Below are 21,344 nucleotides of genomic sequence, written 5' to 3' on the forward strand. Positions count from 1 at the left end.
ATCGACAACATGCGCCGCAAGGTGCCCGCGATTGCCGGGGACTACCTGATCCTTGCGCAGAGCTATGACGATCTGATCGATCAGGTTGGTAAACTGCGGGATGAGTGGGAGTATCTGCAGGACAATGCGCATATTCTGGTGTTGCAGATTATCGCCCTGTGCCTTGTCAGCTTTGCAGCCCCCTTCCGACTGGGGAAATCGATTGTCGAACTGCGCGCCAGTCTCATCGACGATACGCCCGCGCCAGCCGCTCAGGGTCAGCTCCCAACGCGTACCGAGTCAGAGTCCACAGATTCCGCGCCCCCCGACGCAGCCAGCCCGAGCGCTCATAGCGTTCCGCACTCGTAATGGCATAAGCGTCGAGCAGCGCGACACGGGGCAACGCCCGCACAAGCGCCACATCTTCCATAAGCGGTTGGTCCTTGTATCCACCAGCCGCCAGATAGACATCGCGCCGAACCAGCAGGCCCTGATCGCCGTAGGGCAGCCCAAACCACCGGCTGCGCAGGTTGGCCCAGCCCGCTACCCAGCGAGGGGCCGTTCCTTTGGCCCGAAACTTCAAGCGAAACGCCGCAGGATCGGAGTTGGACAGGTGTTCGCTTACGGTTTCGGTCCAACCCGGTTGCAATTCGGTATCTGCATGCAGGATCAGCAACCATTCGCCCCTGGCTTGCGCGCAACCGCGCTGCAGTTGCCCTCCGCGTGACGCTGCGCCGGTGACCACCGTGGCACCGACCTCTTCCGCGATTTCAAGTGTTCGGTCCGTTGATCCCCCATCGCTGATCACCAGTTCGCGGATCAAACCCAAATGCAGCCCTTCCATCACCGCCCGAAGGCACACGGGCAAAGCATCGCCTGCATTCAGGGTCGGAATAATGATGCTGATCGGGGCCGGCACGTCTCATACCCTCTGGTCTTGGCTGCGAGAGGTCCTATATCACGATGCCGAAGGTTATGACGAGGACCAAGACATGCCCATCCGCCGCATTCTGCGCCTGTCCGGTTCGGACACCGAAAACTTCTTGCAGGATCTGATTACCAACGACATTCGCGGGTTGCAAAATGCACTGGTTTATACGGCGCTGCTGACACCTCAGGGCAAATATGTGGCCGATTTCTTTCTGAAACGGGACCCAGATGCGATCTTGCTGGATGTCGCCGAGGACCTCGCAGACGATTTGATCAAGCGTCTGACCATGTACAAGCTACGCGCGGATGTAACGATCGAAACCTCCGACTTACACCTGCAGCGCGGCACAGGGCCGGCGCCGGAAGATGCCCTGCCCGACCCCCGACATCCTGACCTGGGTTGGCGCAGATACACGCTGGCCCCGGAAAGTGACGACGGTACGGATTGGGATGAGGTCCGGGTGCGTCACTGCATTCCCGAAACGGGCATCGAACTGACGCCGGACAGCTACATCCTTGAGTCCGGATTTGAGGCCATCAACGGCGTTGACTTCAAAAAGGGATGTTACGTCGGGCAAGAGGTCACGGCGCGAATGAAGCTCAAGACTGAGTTGCGCAAGGGGCTGCGTCGGGTTGTGATCGACGGCAGCGCGCCGGTTGGCACCGAAATCCTGTCGGATGGAAAGCCCGCAGGCACCCTGTTTACTCAATCCGGTGGTCTGGCGATTGCATATTTGCGTTTTGACCGCTCTGGCGGCGAAATGAAGGCGGATGGGGCCACGGTAAGTCTGAGTGACTGAGCTGTTGCCGATCCGGCACGCCCGGCGTGCCGACGCGCCTCTGACTGTTTGAACCTGCCCCCGGACGCTGACAAACTGCCGGCGGTGGACTCAGCCGGATGTTTGCATGTTTCAGCTCTACTCCGCCATATGGCGCGCCAGCGCCGGGCGGCAAGTCATTCTCATAGTTCTGTCGCTTGCCGTTGCGGGCCTCGCAGCGGTGCCCCTGGAGTTTCAGCGCGATATCATCAACCACCTGACGTCGGATGATGTCGGGACAGAGCGTCTGATCCTGCTCGGGGTCGGAATGATGGGTGTGATCCTGCTGAGCCTCGCGCTGAAATGGGTGCTGGGCTACCGCGCAGGCACCCTTGGCGAGGATATGATCCGCCTGATCCGCCAGCGTTTGCTGGTCCGAACAGCTGATATAGACGAAACAGGCGAGGGTGTTCGCAAGGGAACAATGACAACCGCGATCTCCGCCGAAGCCGAAGAGTTGGGCAAATTTGCGGGCGGGGCGTTCTCGGACCCAGTTGTGCAGATCGGAACACTCATCAGCGTCATCGGCTATATCTCGTCCACGCAACCGGCCCTTGGCCTTATCGCGTTCTCGATGATCGTACCGCAGATTATCATAGTCCTGATGTCGCAGCGCAAAGTGAACATCTTTGTGGCCGAGCGTGTGCGCATCCTTCGCAGCGCGACGGACAGCCTGACGACCGAAGACATAGAAGCGGTGGAACGCGATATTGACGCCCAGTTCGACGACATCTACGAAACGCGACGCAGGATGTTCATCTGGAAACTGTCGGCCAAGTTTCTGCTGAGCGTGATCAATGGGGCCGGTACGGTCGGCGTTCTGATGCTCGGCGGCTGGCTGGTGCTTCAGGGTAGGACGGATGTGGGTACGGTCGTCGCGGCCACCAGCGGGCTGAGCCGCATTCAGGGTCCGACATCGTTTCTGATCGCCTTTTACCGGCAAGTCAGCGCAAACCGCATCAAGTTCGAACTGATGCGGGAGCTGTTTGGCCCCGACCCGTCCCGATACCGGGATATCTCTCGCCGAACGCAAAAATAAAAAACCGCGCAGTGTTGGCTGCGCGGTTCCGTAGTATCGCTGAAAGCAACGCAACGTTACGCGCGCTCGGAATACTCCATGGTCTCGGTGTTGACGACGATCATTTCGTCCTGACCGATGAACGGCGGAACCATGACTTTCACGCCGTTGTCCAACACGGCGGGTTTGAACGAATTTGCCGCCGTCTGCCCCTTCACCACAGGTTCGGTTTCCACGATCTTGCAGGTCACCTTTTGCGGCAGGGTCGCGTTAAGCGCCTCATTTTCATAGAATTCAACGACAATTGTCATCCCGTCCTGCAGAAACGGCCGCCGTTCGCCCAACAGATCAGCCGGCAATTCAATCTGCTCGTAAGTTTCAGAGTCCATGAACACCAGCATCCCGTCGGATTCATACAGGAATTGCTGATCTTTCTGCTCAAGACGGACGCGCTCAACCTTATCCGCCGACCGAAACCGTTCGTTCAGTTTGGACCCGTTGCGCAGGTTGCGAAGCTCCACCTGAGCAAAAGCGCCGCCTTTCCCGGGTTTTACATGGTCTACCTTGACCGCCGCCCAGAGCCCGTCGTTATGCTCAAGCACATTGCCGGGGCGAATTTCGTTCCCATTTATCTTGGGCATGACTTAAATCCTTCACAAACGGTTGATGCGTCATTTGCCGTCCCTATATCTGGCGGGATCATACCTGACAAGACAACGAAACCTAGTGCTGCACCTGCAGCAAGCTATGCACATGACGCAACGCAACTATGCATTTTAGGTGTATCCGAATCGGACCCAATAGGTCATAAGGATCGCCACGCCGAAAATTGCAAGAGCAAGAAAAACAAGGAAGACGAGATGAGAGATTTCGTTGACGGCACTGCCTTTAACAATGAGCAAGGCAATCGTGCTCGAAAACTGTTCGCAGCCGTTGTGTTGGCTGCTCTGGATGACGCCATCGCCGACGACAAGAAATATGGCAATGGCCCAGAACAAATCGCCCGCTGGGCTCGCTCGCGCGATGGGCGCGAGGTGCTGTCCTGCGCGGGTATCGACCCAAACGAGCGGGTTGTCGGCGGACTGATGGAGTTCGTTGGGCGCGGTGTGCGGACCTCGGTCGCATTGTCGCGTGAAGAAAGCGAGCGCCGCAATGCCGCTCAGCAGGCCGAAGCCGCCTGACCAGGAGAGCTGACCCAGAAAAAACGCGCTCCCTCACCCGGAGCGCGTTTTTCTTTTGCCCTGTGCCGCATCAGAAGAACAGCAACCATTGACGGGCCACCCAGAGTTCCGCCACCAGCATCACCGAAAAGAACGCTTTGGCCCAAACCGGCACGCCGCGTCGCCACAGGACGACATACGCCGCAAAGCAGACCACGCCTGACACGGGTGCAACCCAGACCGCGTGATGCGCACTGTCCCAATAGCTGACCGGACTGTGAAACACCCAGGTGCTGAACGGCCAGAACTGCGGACGTCCATCTCCCGCATGCAGCAGAAAATCCATTGCCAGATGCAACAGCCCTGCCGCGGCCCCTACAGTCACAAGTGGCCACCCCGTCCAAACGGCCACCCCCAGCGCCAGGCCCCAGAGAACAAATGAGTTGTCGATGGCAAAAACCGTCTGCCAAGCCGGCGAATAGTACAACTGGCCAAAGACAACCTGATCCGGAATGCCCAGCACGAAAAGGGATACGCCCGCCATGACGTACAGGGACAGGTCCGGCAGAAGTGAGCCCAGCAACGCCGCCCACAAGACCCGTGCATCGGCGGGCCGGGCGAATGCGGCGGCTCCAACCAAAAGATGTGCAGGCGTGTTCATCCGGGGCTTCCCCTCTGCCGTCAAATCGGGTCATCTGCGCGTCAAGATACAGGAGACATAGCATGGTTCGCGCCATCATGATTCAGGGCACCGGCAGCAACGTCGGAAAATCGGTTCTTGTGGCGGGGTTGGCGCGCGCATTCACCCGGCGCGGTCTCAGAGTGGCGCCGTTCAAACCCCAAAACATGTCCAACAACGCCGCCGTGACAGAAAACAGGGGTGAAATCGGCCGGGCACAGGCCCTGCAGGCCCGAGCGGCCCTGCGTACGCCTCATACAGATATGAACCCCATATTGCTAAAGCCTGAAACGGACACAGGTGCTCAGATCATTGTTCAAGGCCAGCGTGCCGGCACAATGAAGGCGGGAGATTACCGCAAGGACAAATCCCGGCTGCTTGGCGCAGCTCTGGAAAGCTTTGAACGGCTGTGCCGCGACTCGGACCTGGTACTGATCGAGGGTGCCGGAAGCCCGGCCGAGACCAACCTTCGCAGCGGCGATATCGCAAATATGGGATTTGCCTGCGCTGCGGATGTACCGGTTGTTCTGGTGGGCGATATCCACCGAGGCGGCGTGATCGCACAACTTGTCGGCACGCAAGCGGTTCTGGATTCGGGCGACCTGGCGATGATCCGCGGATTTGCCGTCAATCGGTTCAAAGGGGACGTGTCCCTTTTTGAGGACGGGCGCGATGATATTGCCGCCCGCACCGGATGGCCCTGCCTGGGTGTTGTGCCGTGGTTTCAGGACGCCTGGAAACTGCCGGCAGAGGACATGATGGATATTCGCTCCCATGTCGGAGGGGCGTGCAAGGTTGCGGTGCCACAGCTGGAAAGGATGGCCAATTTCGATGACCTAGACCCGCTTTCGGCGGAACCCGGTGTCAGTGTGGATATTATCCCCGCTGGCCGCCCACTGCCCGGTGATGCGGATCTGGTATTGCTGCCCGGCAGCAAGTCCACCATCGGCGATCTGACTTATTTCCGCGCGCAAGGCTGGAATATCGACCTTTACGCCCATGTGCGCCGGGGCGGTCACGTGCTGGGTCTGTGCGGCGGCTACCAGATGCTTGGAAGAACGATTTCGGATCCCGACGGCGTCGACGGGCATCCCGGAACGGTCGACGGGCTGGGTCTGTTGGACGTCGACACGGTCATGGCCGGGAAAAAGCAGGTCACCCTGCAAAATGCATACGCTTTGCCAAATCGCGAACCTGTCAAGGGGTACGAGATTCATATGGGCCGCACCGAGGGCCCTGATTGCGAACGCGCCTGGTTGGAGGTTGAGGGGCGCCCGGACGGGGCTGCCAGCCCTAACGGACGTATTCTTGGCAGTTACCTGCACGGCATCTTCTCATCTGACACGTTCCGGGCCAGCTATTTATCCCGGCTGGGTGTGACGTCAGATATCGCTTATGAGGATGGCGTAGAACAGACCCTGGACGATCTGGCGGATCATCTGGAACGGCACATGGATCTGGATTTGTTGCTGACTTTGGCGCGGCCCCCAAAGCTTAACTAAAGGTCAGTCCAGTTTCTGAGCTGCCAGCGCCCGATGAATCTCGCGGCGCACCATCTTGCGCAGGTTTCGCGTGATCCTTTCTCCCAACGCGCCCTGAAGCTCTTGCCGGACAATATCTGCGATCAAATCCCGCAGCGCCTCTTCGTTCATCGTCACGCTGTGAGGCTCATCCTGTTCGGGTATCTCAGGCTCCGGCTCAGAAGGTGTTGCCACCTCGGGATCGCGGATAAAGGTTGCTCCCGCTTCCAGCCCCTCTTCTGTCGCGAGGAACTCGTCCGACGAGTCCGCCACATCCTGCTCTTCAGCATCCGGTTGATCATCTGCGTCCACGAACCCGGTTTCAGAGGTCCAGGACAATGAATGCGTCGGTGTTCCCGAATAGGCGTCATCGCTTTCGCCATCAGGCTCCCATTGATCCTCTGTCCGGGCAATCGCGGCCTCGAGCGCTTCGATCTTGGCGCTCAGACTGCCAGTCAGGTCTTCGGAAGCGGCGGGTTCAGCCTGTATTTCGGACGCGTCGGGCGCAGTCGGCAACCCGGCCTCATCCTGGTTTGCCGCCGTTCCCGCACGCACAATATCGCAGGCCCGCAACAGCATCGGCTTGGCCGAATCCTCGGCGCTGTATTCCGGCTCCAACTTCAGAGGACCGGCATCACCTTCAACCTTAGCGGGTTTGCTGACGCGGAGCGCATCCGTCAAAACAAGCCGTCCCGGCTTGCGCGCGGCTCCTTGGTCATCTGGTCCGGAACCCTTGCGGCCCTCTTCACTGACCAAACGTTTGACCGAGGACAACACGTCCTCGATACCGGCTTTTACGACATTATCTGTCATTGTTCTTTACCGCTCTTACCTTTGGGTACGAGTGTAGCCAATCAATCCGGTTCGAACAACAGATAGTATTGCCCGTCAGTCGCGCCGCAATGCTTTGAGAACCCGATCCAGATCGCGGCTCTGTTTGCTGACCTGTGAGGGCGCCTTCTTGACGAGGTTATAATACAACGTCGGGTCGTAGATCTGTACCGCCAGACCCAGCCGCTCGGCTGTCAGCAGCCCCTGCGCCTGCAACAGCTGATACGCGGCCAGCGACCGTTCGGTGCGCGAGGCAACCTCGGCCAGTTGTGCATCCAGCAAATCCTGCTGCGCGGTCAGAACATCCAGCGTCGTACGCGCGCCCAGCGTCGCCTCTTCCCGAATCCCGTCAAAGGCGACCTGCGAAGCCCGGACCCGCTCGGTCGATGCTGTCAGGCTGGCCGTTGCGGTTTCAAACCGGACATAAGCATCCGTGACACCCTGCGTGATATCTTTCTGTACATTCAGAAGGTTCGCCCGGGAGGCATCCCGGCTGGCCATCGCACTGCGTACGGCAGCGGCCAGACTACCGCCGGCATAAATGGGTTGAGTCAGGCTCAGCGAAACGCTCGCGTCATTTGTGTAATCGTCGTCGTCAAAGTCTTCAAGGACCCCTGCGTCGGCACTCAGGCTGACATTCGGGCCCAGATTTGCGCGCTGCTGTTGAACGATCAAATCCAGAGCCCTCACCTGGTGCTGAGCGGACAGGATGGCAGGGTGATTGCGCTGTGCGAGGTTGAGCGCCGCGGATTGCGACTGCGGCAAGTTCGGCAAGCCGGGCTGACCCGCCGTACGCCCCGGCAATTTACCCACGGCGTTCACATATTCCGCCTGCGCTGTACTGAGGTCACCGCGTGCATCGGCAAGATCTGCGCGCGAGCTGGCCAGCTGTGCTTCGGACAGGGCGACGTCCGTGCGGGTCACCTCACCTACTTCGAACCGATCATTCGAGGCGCGCAGTTCTTCACTGGAGAGGTCTACGTTGTTCTGACGAATCTGAACCGTTTCTTCCTGCAGCAAGACGCTCAGATACGCGGTCGCCGCGCGGAACAGGACCTGCTGTTCAATGTCGATCAGAGATTGACGGGTCGACAGAACAGTTTCCTGCGCCGATTGCTTGCCCAGCACGGATGCTCCGCCGTCGTAGATCAGCTGGCTGAGTGTCAACCCGGAGAAGAACCGGGTCGGATTGCTCGACGAAACCGTGGTTCCGCTCCGCGTCTTCGTATAGTCCTGACTGACCCGTGCGGTCCAATTGATGATCGGTCGCAACGCAGCCAGAGCGATGGCCACGTCTTCATCTGCGGCACGCAACAGCGCACGGTTCTGCTCCAAAAGCCCGCTTGTGTTGTACGCTCCAATAAAGGCATCGGTCAGATTGTCAGCCCACACCGCACGTCCGGGTATACTGCTGAAGGCAATACAAGCCGTCACAGCAAGCGCTTTGACCAGCTTACCCTTTGCCATTCCACGCATAACCAAATCCTCTCAAATCAAAATTACGCTGCCCTGAAGGCAGTTTGCGTCTTTGTTTTTAACTAATCAAGGCAACAGAGTATTCTATCGTCTGACTATAGCGAAAATGCACACTCGGCGGAAAAACTCTCAAGAACCGGCGCGTTGGCGTTAAACGCATCGCGCCAACTGATGCGTCCGGCGGATTTGCGCCCGACCCGGACAGTGCCCAGCCCGTTTTCGACGAACAGGCATGCGATGCGGCCGTGGTCCTTGAGTTGATCCACCAAACCATCTGGCACACGCTCCACCCCGCCCTGAACCATGATGACATCATAGGGGCCGTGTTCGGCCGCACCCTGCGCCAATGGGCCGGTGTGCACGATTGCGTTGTCTGCATCCGCCTCGGTCAGCAAGATTTGCGCTTCGGACGCCAGAGCGTCCTCCTCTTCCACGCCGACAACCAACTGGGCCATCTTCGCCGCAACGGCCGTGGAGTATCCCAGCCCCGATGCAATATCGAGGACGATCTCATCATTTGTAATGTTCAACGCGTCCAGCATCTTGGCCAATGTCCGCGGCTCGAGCATGCAGCGCCCGTTGCCAAGCTCGATCATGCCCTCGACATAGGCCGCCTCCCGCTGCGCATCGGGTACAAAATTTTCACGCGGCACGGACAGCATGGCGTCAATGATCGGGAATTTCGTCACGTCAGACGGCCGGATCTGTGTATCGACCATTGTGCGGCGCCGGGTTGCGAAGTCTGTCATTGGATCGGTCGTCCTGTTCCCTTGGATGCCCGGCTTGTGCCACATCATGCACCGACCGGCAACGCCTCAGATGCCGCAACCCTGCCCCCGTGACAAGTACGCCATCAAGAACCCCGCGATATTCCCTGGACCGACCGTCAAAATTGCCCGCAATCCTCTGGACGCCCCCGGTGAAAGCTGATAAAACCCCAGTCGCATCACGGCAAGTATCTGATTTTACTTGAAAAGGCGAGTTGGCGGAGTGGTGACGCAGCGGATTGCAAATCCGTGTACACCGGTTCGATTCCGGTACTCGCCTCCACTACTTTTCAATGGGTTAGAAGCATTGGCAATTTCTGCCGAAGCGCATTTTACAATCCATTTTACAATTCCGTTCACGCTTTGCTCTCCTTGGCCTCACTTAGAAGCGTCAAAACGTCATCAGTTTCACCCGGCGAAACCTGCGCGTAACGCTCAATCATTGCCGCAGCAGTGCGTAGAGACCACCCCATGCATCCGGCGATCTGAGAGAGAGATAGACCCGCCCGCAAAAGCCTCGTGGCTGCCGTACCACGGGCGTCGTAGAGCCGCAGGTCATAGCCTAAGCTCTGAGGTGTTAGCCCTGCCTTGTCGCGCCACTGACGCACGCCCTCAGACGCGCGATGCTCGGTCAAGGGCTTGCCACTGGCGTTGGTCAGGATAAGCAGTCGATCATCAGGTGTTGCGTCAATCACTTGGGCCATAGCTTGACCGACCGGCACAAACGCAGATTTGCCACGCTTGTTGGTTTTGATGCGAATCCGACGACCGCCCGGCGTTGGCTCAACGTGGGCGCGCGATAGCCTTATCAGATCGCCGGGGCGCATACCTGTTTCACAGGCGGTCACCAAAATACGCACCACCCATTCCGGCGCCAGCTTTTTGACAGCCTCAACGTGTTCTGGAGCCCAAACAACATCGGATCTGTCAGACCGGTACACTTTTTTGAAACTGCAATGGTGCTCGGCGAGCTTTCCAGCATCCCGCGCCCAATTCAAAATTCTGGTTACTACGGTTCCGGCATAGTCATACTGTTTCGGCGAGTGAGCCCATTGCGCGCGCCATTCATTCACCTCGGCACGCGATGCGGCCTCTTCAAACATAGCCACCGGGTCTTTCTTGAATTCTGTTGAGAACCGAAGCGCCCATTTCTTGTAGTCAGTTTGCGTTCGCGGCTTTAGCGCCTGAAATTCTGCAGACTGCAGGTACGCTTCAACTAAAGCCTCAGTCATGTTCCGATCAACCTTGGGCGCGGCGGCGTCCATCGCAGCGGTGTAAGCTGCAAAGAACTCGGCATTTTTCGGAAATGGCCGGGGGTCTTTCCAAAAACCAGTTCCTTTGCGACCACGAAGCGAGAAATAGTAACAGACAGAGCCATCGGCGAGTTTGGCTCGCACGCGATGAACTTCCGGGGGCAAGTTACCGCGCGGCACGGCGAGCCCTCCTTGCTGCGACCAAGCTATCATTCTCGCTGCCATCTGAAGAATGAAGCCCTTGAGCTTCATCAAGACGGCGGCGAACCAAAGCAGGATCAAAATAGCCTCGCCGCCCCGGAACAGGCGTTATGCGCATCGACGCGCACCAGTCCCGAAAAGCAGCGTTCGTGCCCGAATACCCAAGGCGATGTGCAAGGTCATCCGATGTGACCAGTTCAATACCGAAGCTGCCGAGGTTATACATTGTCGGCCTCCGCGAAAAAAACGGCGGTGAAGCTGAGACTGAGAGACGCCGCAATATGACCGCAAATATTGGAAAGGTTTAGCACGATCCGAGGCGCGGCCCCGCGCCCCTCGGCTGCCCCGATCACTGCGCCAGGAACACTTTCTCCCTTATTCAAATCAAACATGGGGTCAGCGTCTGATACAATCGCCAACCGCCTTTGCTGCCGCTCTGCCCTCTCATTCGCAAAGATCAGAAATGTATCACCAACGACAAACAACTTACCCGGCGCCCGAGTATACGCTGATCTGCTTTGAATTTGATTGGGATTAGGTTGCTGACCATAGTACGCGAACTGCGCTCCCGCCCAATACGCCTCGCGAACATCGACTCCGCAGTCGATCAGTGCAAATGCTATAGCCCCTTGAACAACTGTCTCGAGCGAAAGCTGCCGTAGCCTCCCGCGCCCCGGTCCTCTTGATGCAACGGATTTCACCCCTTCCGGCACGAACACCTTGTTCATGTCGAAGTGGTTTTGCCAGCGACGGGACGTATTCCCCATCGCAATCAGCGCCTTATCGGCAGGAAAATATAGTCCCTCGGACGACATGGGAAACGCTACCTCCACGCATATTAAATTACAACAGGCATGGTGAATTTATTACCATAGGTAGAATTATGTTGCGCGAAATGGCGGTTTTGTACGGTGGCGCTAATTGGCGCAACGAAACAAGTGCCCGGCAGCCAGAGGCGGAAGGAATAAGGAAATCACCACTTAACGCCTTGAACAAAAGCGTTTTTTGTTAGGCCAATCATTCTCAATCGACTGCACAAACTCTGTTCTGTGGATCAAGGGGGGCGTCACGGCCCCCAAGCATAACACCAAGTGACCCAGCGGTATTTCTGATCAAAGTCGCTTATTTGTCCAGCAAGTCAAACCCGCGTATCGCCAAAGCACGTTTTGGAGCACTTCGTCATTCCTGTACTTTTTTAGACTATCCAAGCGACGGTTGCAGTCTGACACTTCCGACAAGCAAACAAGCACGAGTTCCTGCTCCAATGCCTCAACGTCTTAGGAGAAGAGATTTCCTTCAAAACCGGAATTCATGGGGGCATTGAATATTGAACCGAGCGAAACGAGTTCTGCTTTTGATCTCTGTTGTACCAGTTAACGTTTCAAATCAGATACGGCGTTACGCGAACTCTAGTCGTACAAACAACACCAAGTGGCGCAATACCCGATGAGCACCGCAACCTTTTCGAGAGCAGCACATCCGCACCTCTACCTAGCGGGTATTTTCGGTCGCTTGACATTCCACATCTTGTGCTGCTCTTTATGCTTCAACAGCAGATGTTGAAATCAATTTTACGTGACGACAAACAAAAATATGCAAACTGGCAATCAGGTATCGGTTCTAACAGAGGACACAAACTTTCTGTCCCCGCTTGTTGATGACGAAAAGTCGCTTAGTTCAGAACAACGTAAACGTAAGAGCCCTAACAACTACAAAAGTGTCCACCCTGCAGACGCCCCGGAAGCCGAGGCGAAGGGTTGGGTCATTCAGAAGGCTGGCGTACGTTCCAGCCGATTGAAGCGGCCCAAATCCCACGACAAATGGTTAGAAGACCGCGTTTGGGCATTGATGCGCAATATGGGCTTCAGCGTTCTGAACGGCGACAACTTCAAGATTTCCTTTGAACGCGATGATGGCTCGACTGGCCGCAAACAGATAGATGTGTATGCGGAGGATGAAGAAACTGTCCTCGTTATTGAGTGCAAGTCACGAGAAATCCGGGGGCGTCGGTCGTTACAGAAAGATCTTCAGGAAACCGTTTCTCTCCAAAAATACTTCCGAGACTCGATCAACTCCCGTTTCGCCGGAAAAGCCAAACCTAAGATTATTTGGGTTTACGCCACCAACAATATTCTTTGGTCAGCACCTGATATCGAACGAGCCAACGACGGCGACATCAAGGTGATTACCGAAAACGAACTTCAGTACTTCGAAACATTCGTGAAACACATGGGCCCGGCAGGGAAGTACCAAATATTGGGAGAGTTTCTTAAGGGGCAAAAAATTCCTGGCCTCGCCAAAGTTAAGCTGCCTGCCATTCGAGGAAAAATCGGACGCGACGTCTACTATAGTTTTGTGACGACACCGCGTCATTTGTTGAAGATAGCCTTCATTAACCACCAAGCACTAAATCACCCAGATGGTAGGCCAGCGTATCAAAGGATGATCTCCTCATCTAGGATCAAAGAGATTGGTGGCTTCATCGAAAGGGGCGGCTATTTCCCCACAAATATATTGGTGAATTTTTCTGATTCACCACGTTTCGACCTCATCTCAAATGCCGAGAACACTGATCCGAACATCAAATTCGGCTGGATCACCCTTCCTCCAAAGTACCGCTCGGCATGGATCATCGATGGGCAGCATCGGCTGTATGGATTTTCCCGATTAGACGACGAGTATCTTGACCAAAGCCTTTTTGTGCTCGCGTTTGAAAAAATGTCTGTCCAGAAAGAGGCAGACCTGTTCATCACGATCAACCACAAACAAAAGAGCGTACCAAAGAGCCTACTTGTCAGCTTGCTAGCCGATATCAGAATGGGTGACAGCGACCCTTCCACAGCCTTGTCCGCGCTCGGTTCGGCAGTGGTGCGTACTTTGAACACCGACAAGACAAGCCCGCTAGCGCGTCGGTTCTCAATCCATGGCGTGCCTCCTGAACCGAGTCAGAATTTGACGATTTCCGAAGTAGTAAACGGAATACGCCGATCCGGGCTAGTCGGTAGAATTGCAGGTAAGACTCTCGTCCCCGGCCCATTGTCTGGCGCAACCGACGAACAGACGGTAGAAAGGGCGTCAAGCGTGCTGAACGAGTATTTCGAGGCCGTTCGGCAATCACACCCTGAACGGTGGGAGGCGGGCCGTGAAGCCTATATCGCGGTCAATCCCGGCATACGTGCCCATTTGATGGTGATCGCTGAAGTGGTGGCTTACTTGACGCATAAGAAGGGATTAGATTTTCCGCTTCTGAAACCGGAAACATTTGCGCAGCATGTATGCGAATTCTGCAGGCCCGTATTTGAGTTCATTGCTTCGGGAACTGACGAAGAAATCAAGTCTCGTTTTTCTCGTCGTTTCGGCGAAGGCGGAGTGAAAGAATACAGTTACCATCTTATGAACATTCTTGCTGAAACGCACAGCGATTTTGGAACTGAAGAGTTTCAACGGTGGTCTGAACAGAGTAGTTCCGAAAAAATAGACGAAGTGAACCAGTTCCTGATGAAGCTTGCAGAGCGGCTAACCAACTGCGTCATAAACACGCTCAAGGAGGTCCATGGTACACACCGGCTCGCGAGCGACGAACAAGCCTTTTGGGAAATAGGCGTTCAAAGCGACCGTATTCGTACAAATGCCTTCAAGGCCCAACAAAACGACAAAACGCGGAGAAAGCCTAAAGAAGCTTATCTGAATATTGTCGACTTAGCAGAGATCGTGAAGCAGCAGAACAACTGGCCACATTTTGAGCATGTATTCAAAAACGCGCGCCCGGGAGAACGGGCAGGTCAAAAGTACTATCTTGGCTGGATCCAAACGTTTAATGAACTGCGGAACATCGCTGCCCATAAGAACCAACTCAAGACATACACCGATGATGATCTTGAATTCGTCGAATGGTTGCGAACCGAAGTTGATCCAAAGGTTCCAGAATGACCCAAGCGAGCTTAAAACCATTCCTGAAGTGGGCCGGAGGAAAACGCTGGTTGTTCGAGAGCGGACAGTTCTCGCTACCTGACTTTCCCGGTCGCTATATCGAACCCTTCCTCGGCGGAGGGGCTGTGTTTTTTGAGAACCGCCCCCAAAATGCTATTCTAAGCGATGCTAACGCGCGGCTAATTGAACTTTACGTCGCAGTGCGTGACGAACCAAAGCTCTTTGAACGACATCTTCGTCACCATGCCCGCGAACACTGTCAGAGCTATTACTACCGTGTAAGGAGCCGCAAGTGTCGCAAGCCCGTCACGCGAGCTGCTCAGTTCCTTTATCTTAATCGCACCTGTTGGAACGGCCTATACCGAGAAAACCTCAAAGGGCAGTTCAACGTGCCAATTGGGACAAAACAAACCGTTATTTTCGATACAGATGATTTTTGCGAATGGTCTTCGGCCTTAAGGCGGACCCAAATTGTCAACCGTGACTTCGAGGTGACAATTAACGAAGCTAAGCAAGGTGATTTTGTGTTTGTTGACCCGCCCTATACCGTCCGACATAACATGAACGGGTTTGTGAAATATAATCAAAACATTTTTGCGTGGGAAGATCAGATACGGTTGAGAGATGCCCTGGTCAGAGCGTCGAAACGAGGTGTATCTTTTGCAATGACGAATGCTGACCATGAGAGTGTCCGGGAACTCTATTCAGGCTTCGGCGAACATAAAAAGCTATGGCGACAGAGCGTAATTGCAGGGAAATCCACTCATCGAGGAAAATCCAGCGAACTACTGGTCATTGGATGACGAGCTTTTTTAGAAAGTTACGGTTTGATCCGTTCGGTAGAGCTGCGACGGAAATCATTGTCACCGTCATTTTCACATTCTTACCAATCCTCCTTTTTTCGATTCCGATCATTGCAGGTGGTGATGAGATTTCGGCTACGACAGTCGGCGGGAATTTCTGGTCCTATTGGAACTCGGGTGAACTGGTGCTTCCGCTACTTGGTCTTTGTGGCACAATTGTCGCTCTGATTTCATTGAACAGTAGCTTGCTTCCAGGGTGGTTGAGAACCATTGGCCTAATCCTCGCCCTGATTGTATCGGCAGGAGGCGGCTATCTTCTCGGCACAAACCGTGGTTTTGGCGAAAGGCTTCTCACCGAAGTTGTGGTTGCTACATTTGTCGTCTATCTGATCGTGATTTTCTTGTGGTTTATCCTCGCTGTAATGGTAAACCACGGGCCAAAATCCGCGCCTGATCACGAAGATAGGGCTGACGATCTTCTTCTAGAAAAACAACGTCGGGAGGCGGGTTCGTGATGAAGAGCCTCAAAGTTCTAAAAGTACACCAGCCCATCGGCGAATTTTATATCGGAGCGATCCCGAGCGACGATCTCTTAGAGATTTCGACAGTAGATGTTCGTCAATTCACTCAAGGACACGGAGAAAGCATCGATGGCATTCAAAGAGAACTTTCGAAATCAAGATTGAAGGATTTGCGGGATTACGTAAACCGCGACTACGCGACTTTCCCCACATCAATAATATTGGCGATCGATGAGCGTTGCGTTCACCTCAATCCAGTCCTTGATTGCGATGGCCTTTATGACCTTCAGGTTACAGGTTGGGGAGGCGATGATGAAGAACCGCCGATTCCACTGGAAGCATCTGCTTTTGTCATTGACGGTCAACATCGCCTTGCCGGTCTTGAGAACCGCGATCCCGAAAAAGAGCCTTTCTATGTGAATGTGTCTATTTTTGTTGGTGCTGACGTAGCAGATCAAGCTGAGATCTTTTCTAGGGTCAATCTGGCCCAGACAAAAGTGAACAAGTCGCTTATGTACGACCTTCTTGATTACGCTAAAGAAAATAGCCCCTTTAAGACGGCGCATGATGTGACTGTTGCTCTAAATCGTGATGAAACTGGACCATTCTACAAGAAGATTAAGCGCCTTGGGGTGAAAACTCCGGGTGTCGACACTGAAACTCTCGCCCAAGCCACAGTAGTCGACGGTTTGCTAAGGCATCTTCCAAGGAACCAAGAACAAGAACGATCAAAGAGCATTCTCGGTTGGGGTGCTAAACCTGAACCACATGAAAACTGGACTGATCGTATCTTTGTAAAGTTCTATCGAGCTGACGATAACGTTTCCATTTTGATTACGGTTTCGAACTATTTCGACGCAGTGAAGGAAAGATGGCCTCAAGCGTGGTCCGACCCTGACGAAGGGCAAATTCTCTGCAAGACTACAGGTTATATTGCGTTAATTCGTTTCTTGAAGGATGCATTCTTATCGCTAGTAGATGAACCTCGAGTCGTTGGGAAGGCCGAGTTTTCGGAGATCTTCAATAAAGTTGCGTTAACAGACACCGATTTTAACAAAGAGCGCTTCATTCCCGGCAGCTCTGGCGCAAGTGATCTGTACAACACTCTTAAGGATGAAGGCTTAGGCTCTTGATCCATGCCCTATCCAAGAGGTCCTTATGGACAAACACAGGGCTTCAATTCTCGGATGGAGCCCACCGGCACAGAAGTTCGAGGTCTTGGCCGTTTGCAAGGGCGAAAATCTGGATCTCGTTTCGCACGGCAAGCCCTTGAGTGAATGCAGAAAAATCACCCAAAAATGTGGCTTGATAGACCGAAGGACTTTTCGCGCGAAGAGTTCGCCCTTCTCAGTTGACCTTGCTGCAATTAATCTTGGGTGCCCTTCCAAATACAAGCGGCCTTTAGTGCGCGATTTCGTGCGTCCAATGCGGACTGAGCTTTCTTGACCTCTTCTTCTAAGCGGATATAGACAGGTAGAAACTCGTCACCATCCCGTGCGACTATTTGGGCGGCGATAGCCAATGCACGCTTGTATTGCTGTAGGTTAGTTTCAATGTTTGTAGAAGTCACGCTTCCCTCCACTAACGATTGGACTGATTGCAGTTGGCGCCCCGCTTTGTGCGTTTCTCTATTCAATCAACGTCAGCGCAAATCACTCATCAATCAACATCAAAGATGACCAAAAAGCACAAATCGCTGAGTAGCCAAACAAATGTCAGCTAGATTATCCAAACCAAAAGTGTCGCCTCAGCTTTGTTGCCGCCGGTTTTGAGCGCGCAACAAAATTACTTGGTTTAAAGCCATCGGGTTTCTATCAGCGGCAATCCCATGGTCGAATACTTACATGCCCATGTAACCCATTTTTCTGCTGCCACTGCTTCGCAATTCACGCCCTTTCGCACCTGTAAGATTGGGATACGTTGAAACCCTTGCTAAGAGCCTTCCAGTCAATTCTTACTGACGGACATCGGGGAACACCTAGTGGTTCGATACGAATTGGAAGCACATGTTGAATGAAGATCAAACGAAGAAAGAGCCCACTGTTTCGATAGCCTTACTTACGGCAGTGATGAGACCCGAGGACTCTTTAATGGCACCAAGAATCATCTTGCCATTCAGTTCAACTTTCTCTTTTCTTGGCTCTTCTGCAGAAGCTTCTTGCGCAAGCTCATCGAAATCACGCGCAAGTGTCTCTGGTTTCTCGACCTCGCCAGATTCAATCGCTTGATCTATCAGTTCCTTCAGCTCCGCTATAGCTTGAACCAATTCAGTGTTTGATGTGTTCTCTTGGAAACCGTTGAACGATTTGTCTATTTTAACTTGCGCATCCCTACCAGCCTGAGCGAGCACCACACCAGTTGAGTTTGAAACGTTCTGACTGTTATCCACGTTAAGCTCCCTTACGTTGAAATTTACTATGCCCGACCGCTCCTCAAGGGTCTTGAGCAGACCGAGCACTTGATTTTGATTACTTGTCCATTTGAATTTAGAGTTGCGAAGCGCATTTTGCACTTGCTGGTGAAGCGTTGGATCAAGATCGTGTATCGATACGCTCGCGAGATCAACTATACTTGGTAATCTATCTTGTTCTTTTGGCGCAAGTGACCCAGACCTCGACATCTTCTGCTCTGCAGTCCTCACACGCTTCAATACGTCTTTGAGATAATCCTCAAAATCCTCTGGGAGGAAGCTATTCACGATAGGTATCAAGCCGCGCTCTACAGAGCGAAGAAGTACCTTTATGCATTCATATTCCGCATGCAGCCTGCGCAAGAATAGCGCCAAATCACGCACATCGCGGGTATTGACTTTCTTTTTCGTTTTAATCGCCCAAACTGGGATGTCGATGCTGCTAAAAACACGCACCCTATCGTGAAATATATCAAGGTATTTGGAGGTATTGTTTTGCACTTTGATGAAGTCTTCACCAAGTTCGACTGCGTCGTCAGGCTCGACTATATGAACAATTGCAGGGCGCATGTATTTTATTAGTCGCCGCACCTCGTGCAAGCTTGCAAAACTGCTAGCGGATACTGTTCGAGCAGCAAGCGCCCGAGTATGCAGCAGTCCAGAACGACCAAAATCAACGTGCTCAAACTGGTCTTTTTCTGTTCCTTCATGAGTTCTAACTTTCAACTTTAGGCTGCATAGGAAATCGTTGACGGCATCGAAAGCAACAGGCGCGGATAGGTTTGAAAGGTCAATATCAAAGTGATACTCAACCCGCCCGGAGCACTGCCCATCAAAAAAAAGTAACCGATTTTCAACCCGCCATTGTCGTGAGGCGGACGGTACTGTCATCGCAGGCATATTGTGAAACTTGGGGCCCCTTTTTGCATCACACACAAATGGCTCCATGATCCAGCCTGAGAGTCCCCGCAAAGGAAGACCAACGTCTTCTGTCGGTTTTATGCCGCCGAGTGCTCGAATGAAGTCTTTATGGCGTTCAGGTAAGTTCCAAGATGGCCTCTGCAAATAGGTATCAGAGCTTCCGGCAAAGCGCCTAAGATCACAAATCGGAAAAATTACAATAGTCTTCAATGAAAGTGGCCCCTAAACAACCATTAAAGAATAAGGGCCACTCCTGGAATTTGGAAGTGGGGATGGGTCTTTCAACCCATCCCCCGCCTACTGATAAGCAGGCGTCACTATAGATACAGTAATACTATGTATCCATAGTCACCTTCGGAGACCGAAGGCCCATCGTCGAAATATACTAGGATCGTACATATAGTTTCTCCTTTCTAGTTTCGACAAGAAGCATCCGATGCATTCGACCGCCGAGCCTAGAATTTTTCCTCGGCATTGAACTTTTTTGAACGCCACGACGGATTTACCCTCGATGACGGACGACTATCTCTGCCCGCGATGGATGCGGTCTGTCGGCAGTAGCGTGTTTAGCGCAACGACCGACAATGCCACACTACTTGTCGAGAGGTCGCAAATCAATGTTTGACGACTGCGATAGACAACAGCTGCCGTAAGCAGTGTGTTCTTTGCCTTGGACTTCGCCATTAAGTCTATGGAAATCACTTTGTTGGTGCGCAATTGCAGAACTCTTCTGCCCTTGTTGAAGACATCGATTTGGAAATCGCATTAGGGGTATGGGAATGGTGCTTCAAAGCATCCCTTTGCCCGCGCCCAGCCATGCCCGCTCAATCACACCAATCTTGGAGTCCAGAACGGGCATGTGGTCTTTCAAGAGGGGAGTAGCGCCAGAATTCAGGCGGGTCAAATCCACCTCATAGGTGCCGTGCCCCAGAACTTCCCAAAATCCTTTGCGCGTATCTGGGTTATGGCGCAGGTATGGGGTTTCGGAAGAGAACGAGATTTTCAATATGCGTTCGTCTTTCCCATTTGGCTGGATTTCTATGTCAAAAGATGAACGTTTCAGCGTCTTATCCTCAACTCTGTAGAGTATTTAAAATACTCCATTTTTTTTGATTGTTGCGCCGATTTGAGAGAGCGTCCGGTCCGAGATTGAGAATTTTCGGTGCGGTACTCTTCCCGCGCCCGAGAACCGGTCAAAGCTACATGCGCCCACCACAAACGTCTCTGGTTGCGCCTGCTTGGCCGACCTGGACCTCGGGCGGGATGCAAGCCGATTGAACTTGATGCCAACTAGCAGTCGCGGAAAACAACAACCACAACCCAAAGCGCTGGCCGCCAGAAAATGAAAAACCTCACGGGGCACATGCGCTCGAATTACCCATGACAGATCGCTTGCCAAAGAACCTATGAGGGCTTGGGCTGGTAAGCGTGGTGGTGGAGGTGAGTGCGTCTCAATGTTTTTAGTTTTTTTGGTATATATAAATTTTCTCACGCGTAATAGGGCTATCACCACCCTCACCCCTTCCACCACATCCTTTATTTTCATATAGTTAGAGGGGTAAATAGTGGTGAGTTTGTGGTGACCGTGGTGACTTTTGGATGCTGATATGGTGTTTTTCGCACCATTCCTTCTCTGCCGGACTACGGCAGAGGCCGCACTAGTCTCCTGTATTTGAGTAATCGGGGTGATTTTTTTGCACCCCACACCACCCGGGGCGCGGGACAGCAAGCGCAAGAATAGGGGAGCCGATGACCCCCGGCGTTGAGGTGAATGAATAAGGCTTGATAACGGACAGCCGCCATGAAAGGCATTTCGGCGCTTTCTATAGAGACCTCCGCGCAATGACTGCCCATTGCGCCCGATTGAGGTGGGCCAGCGACTGGCCATGTGCTGAGGGCCAATCATGCGAATTTGTTTTGAAGCGCCGCAGCTTTGCGGCTCGAGAAGACCAATAAAACCCTTTTACCCGCTGCTGCTAAACTATTGATCTTTCGTGGGCGGGAAGAGGCGCATTTTACAGATTTATGTATTAAAAACAGCAATCTAATGTGGATTGCAAATCCGTGTAAACCGGTTCGATTCCGGTACTCGCCTCCAACATTTTCAATAGCATAGCTACTTTCCTC

General features: G+C 53.7%; 18 protein-coding genes and 2 tRNA genes. 10 read left to right on the plus strand and 10 right to left on the minus strand.

Annotated elements, in window-relative coordinates; all coding sequences use genetic code 11:
* Positions 1-223 precede the first annotated feature (223 nt).
* Entirely contained in the window at positions 224-898 is a 675-nt protein-coding gene (locus tag ACR3E0_RS13370; RefSeq protein WP_480479312.1) for a TIGR04283 family arsenosugar biosynthesis glycosyltransferase, read from the minus strand.
* A 73-nt stretch (positions 899-971) separates the two neighbouring features.
* Between ACR3E0_RS13370 and ygfZ the strand changes: the two genes are divergently transcribed.
* Both ygfZ and ACR3E0_RS13380 read left to right on the plus strand, forming a co-directional pair.
* Positions 972-1,709 (plus strand): CAF17-like 4Fe-4S cluster assembly/insertion protein YgfZ, encoded by a 738-nt coding sequence (gene ygfZ / locus ACR3E0_RS13375; RefSeq protein ID WP_480481041.1) that lies wholly within the window; start codon positions 972-974, stop codon positions 1,707-1,709.
* 106 nt (positions 1,710-1,815) lie between these two features.
* Positions 1,816-2,766, plus strand: a complete 951-nt coding sequence (locus ACR3E0_RS13380) for an ABC transporter transmembrane domain-containing protein (RefSeq protein ID WP_480479313.1) — start codon at positions 1,816-1,818, stop codon at positions 2,764-2,766.
* 56 nt (positions 2,767-2,822) lie between these two features.
* Here ACR3E0_RS13380 and efp read toward each other — a convergent pair whose 3' ends face one another.
* Positions 2,823-3,386: an elongation factor P gene (gene efp / locus ACR3E0_RS13385; RefSeq protein ID WP_480479314.1), complete on the minus strand. Its 564-nt coding sequence runs from the start codon at positions 3,384-3,386 to the stop codon at positions 2,823-2,825.
* A gap of 219 nt (positions 3,387-3,605) precedes the next feature.
* Between efp and ACR3E0_RS13390 the strand changes: the two genes are divergently transcribed.
* Positions 3,606-3,926, plus strand: a complete 321-nt coding sequence (locus ACR3E0_RS13390; RefSeq protein WP_008757056.1) for a DUF6280 family protein — start codon at positions 3,606-3,608, stop codon at positions 3,924-3,926.
* 70 nt (positions 3,927-3,996) lie between these two features.
* On the opposite strand, the gene ACR3E0_RS13395 is transcribed toward ACR3E0_RS13390, so the two are convergent.
* Positions 3,997-4,566 (minus strand): cobalamin biosynthesis protein CobQ, encoded by a 570-nt coding sequence (locus ACR3E0_RS13395; RefSeq protein ID WP_480479315.1) that lies wholly within the window; start codon positions 4,564-4,566, stop codon positions 3,997-3,999.
* Positions 4,567-4,628: 62 nt separating this feature from the next.
* Here ACR3E0_RS13395 and ACR3E0_RS13400 point away from each other — a divergent pair, with 62 nt between their 5' ends.
* Positions 4,629-6,086 (plus strand): cobyric acid synthase, encoded by a 1,458-nt coding sequence (locus ACR3E0_RS13400; RefSeq protein ID WP_480479316.1) that lies wholly within the window; start codon positions 4,629-4,631, stop codon positions 6,084-6,086.
* A 3-nt stretch (positions 6,087-6,089) separates the two neighbouring features.
* Here the strand turns inward: ACR3E0_RS13400 and ACR3E0_RS13405 are convergent, their stop codons facing one another.
* From ACR3E0_RS13405 to ACR3E0_RS13415, 3 genes are all read right to left on the minus strand, one after another.
* A complete protein-coding gene (locus ACR3E0_RS13405; protein ID WP_480479317.1) occupies positions 6,090-6,917 on the minus strand; it encodes a hypothetical protein in 828 nt (275 codons plus the stop codon).
* Between the two features lie 75 nt (positions 6,918-6,992).
* Positions 6,993-8,411 (minus strand): TolC family outer membrane protein, encoded by a 1,419-nt coding sequence (locus tag ACR3E0_RS13410; RefSeq protein WP_480479318.1) that lies wholly within the window; start codon positions 8,409-8,411, stop codon positions 6,993-6,995.
* Between the two features lie 95 nt (positions 8,412-8,506).
* Complete coding sequence (locus ACR3E0_RS13415; RefSeq protein WP_480479319.1) at positions 8,507-9,160, minus strand: protein-L-isoaspartate O-methyltransferase family protein; 654 nt, start codon at positions 9,158-9,160, stop codon at positions 8,507-8,509.
* Between the two features lie 227 nt (positions 9,161-9,387).
* On the opposite strand from ACR3E0_RS13415, the gene ACR3E0_RS13420 reads away from it, so the two are divergent.
* Positions 9,388-9,461: transfer RNA gene (locus ACR3E0_RS13420), tRNA-Cys, on the plus strand.
* Between the two features lie 73 nt (positions 9,462-9,534).
* Here ACR3E0_RS13420 and ACR3E0_RS13425 read toward each other — a convergent pair.
* Together ACR3E0_RS13425 and ACR3E0_RS13430 are read right to left on the minus strand one after the other, a co-directional pair.
* Positions 9,535-10,713 carry a tyrosine-type recombinase/integrase gene (locus ACR3E0_RS13425; protein ID WP_480479320.1) on the minus strand — a complete coding sequence of 393 codons (1,179 nt, stop codon included), beginning with the start codon at positions 10,711-10,713 and terminating at the stop codon, positions 9,535-9,537.
* Between the two features lie 137 nt (positions 10,714-10,850).
* Positions 10,851-11,447 (minus strand): hypothetical protein, encoded by a 597-nt coding sequence (locus ACR3E0_RS13430; protein WP_480479321.1) that lies wholly within the window; start codon positions 11,445-11,447, stop codon positions 10,851-10,853.
* Between the two features lie 760 nt (positions 11,448-12,207).
* On the opposite strand from ACR3E0_RS13430, the gene ACR3E0_RS13435 reads away from it, so the two are divergent.
* From ACR3E0_RS13435 to ACR3E0_RS13450, 4 genes are read left to right on the plus strand one after another with little or no spacing between them, the layout of a single operon-like run.
* On the plus strand, positions 12,208-14,562 hold the full coding sequence (locus ACR3E0_RS13435) for a DGQHR domain-containing protein (protein WP_480479322.1): 2,355 nt from the start codon (positions 12,208-12,210) through the stop codon (positions 14,560-14,562).
* Positions 14,559-15,365, plus strand: coding sequence for a DNA adenine methylase (locus ACR3E0_RS13440; RefSeq protein ID WP_480479323.1), 807 nt, complete (start codon positions 14,559-14,561; stop codon positions 15,363-15,365). The genes ACR3E0_RS13435 and ACR3E0_RS13440 overlap by 4 nt, the downstream gene beginning before the upstream one ends.
* A complete protein-coding gene (locus ACR3E0_RS13445; RefSeq protein WP_480479324.1) occupies positions 15,362-15,880 on the plus strand; it encodes a hypothetical protein in 519 nt (172 codons plus the stop codon). The genes ACR3E0_RS13440 and ACR3E0_RS13445 overlap by 4 nt, the downstream gene beginning before the upstream one ends.
* The gene (locus ACR3E0_RS13450; RefSeq protein WP_480481043.1) at positions 15,880-17,019 is read left to right on the plus strand and encodes a DGQHR domain-containing protein; all 1,140 of its coding nucleotides are present in this window, start codon (positions 15,880-15,882) and stop codon (positions 17,017-17,019) included. The genes ACR3E0_RS13445 and ACR3E0_RS13450 overlap by 1 nt, the downstream gene beginning before the upstream one ends.
* Positions 17,020-17,906: 887 nt before the next feature.
* Here ACR3E0_RS13450 and ACR3E0_RS13455 read toward each other — a convergent pair.
* Positions 17,907-19,427, minus strand: coding sequence for a hypothetical protein (locus ACR3E0_RS13455; RefSeq protein WP_480479325.1), 1,521 nt, complete (start codon positions 19,425-19,427; stop codon positions 17,907-17,909).
* Between the two features lie 577 nt (positions 19,428-20,004).
* Positions 20,005-20,223, minus strand: coding sequence for a hypothetical protein (locus ACR3E0_RS13460; RefSeq protein WP_480479326.1), 219 nt, complete (start codon positions 20,221-20,223; stop codon positions 20,005-20,007).
* A 991-nt stretch (positions 20,224-21,214) separates the two neighbouring features.
* Here ACR3E0_RS13460 and ACR3E0_RS13465 point away from each other — a divergent pair.
* Positions 21,215-21,315, plus strand: a tRNA-Ser gene (locus ACR3E0_RS13465).
* Positions 21,316-21,344 lie beyond the last annotated feature (29 nt).

It is taken from the genome of Ruegeria sp. AJ12, from assembly GCF_056536245.1.

Excerpts from the sequence above, each read along its gene's own strand:
- ACR3E0_RS13450 (WP_480481043.1), top strand. The coding sequence starts at position 15,880 with ATGAAGAGCCTCAAAGTTCTAAAAGTACACCAGCCCATCGGCGAATTT.
- ACR3E0_RS13415 (WP_480479319.1), bottom strand. The coding sequence starts at position 9,160 with ATGACAGACTTCGCAACCCGGCGCCGCACAATGGTCGATACACAGATC.
- ACR3E0_RS13395 (WP_480479315.1), bottom strand. The coding sequence starts at position 4,566 with ATGAACACGCCTGCACATCTTTTGGTTGGAGCCGCCGCATTCGCCCGG.
- ACR3E0_RS13440 (WP_480479323.1), top strand. The coding sequence starts at position 14,559 with ATGACCCAAGCGAGCTTAAAACCATTCCTGAAGTGGGCCGGAGGAAAA.
- ACR3E0_RS13410 (WP_480479318.1), bottom strand. The coding sequence starts at position 8,411 with ATGCGTGGAATGGCAAAGGGTAAGCTGGTCAAAGCGCTTGCTGTGACG.
- efp (WP_480479314.1), bottom strand. The coding sequence starts at position 3,386 with ATGCCCAAGATAAATGGGAACGAAATTCGCCCCGGCAATGTGCTTGAG.
- ACR3E0_RS13390 (WP_008757056.1), top strand. The coding sequence starts at position 3,606 with ATGAGAGATTTCGTTGACGGCACTGCCTTTAACAATGAGCAAGGCAAT.
- ACR3E0_RS13430 (WP_480479321.1), bottom strand. The coding sequence starts at position 11,447 with ATGTCGTCCGAGGGACTATATTTTCCTGCCGATAAGGCGCTGATTGCG.
- ACR3E0_RS13445 (WP_480479324.1), top strand. The coding sequence starts at position 15,362 with ATGACGAGCTTTTTTAGAAAGTTACGGTTTGATCCGTTCGGTAGAGCT.
- ACR3E0_RS13400 (WP_480479316.1), top strand. The coding sequence starts at position 4,629 with ATGGTTCGCGCCATCATGATTCAGGGCACCGGCAGCAACGTCGGAAAA.
- ygfZ (WP_480481041.1), top strand. The coding sequence starts at position 972 with ATGCCCATCCGCCGCATTCTGCGCCTGTCCGGTTCGGACACCGAAAAC.
- ACR3E0_RS13380 (WP_480479313.1), top strand. The coding sequence starts at position 1,816 with ATGTTTCAGCTCTACTCCGCCATATGGCGCGCCAGCGCCGGGCGGCAA.
- ACR3E0_RS13405 (WP_480479317.1), bottom strand. The coding sequence starts at position 6,917 with ATGACAGATAATGTCGTAAAAGCCGGTATCGAGGACGTGTTGTCCTCG.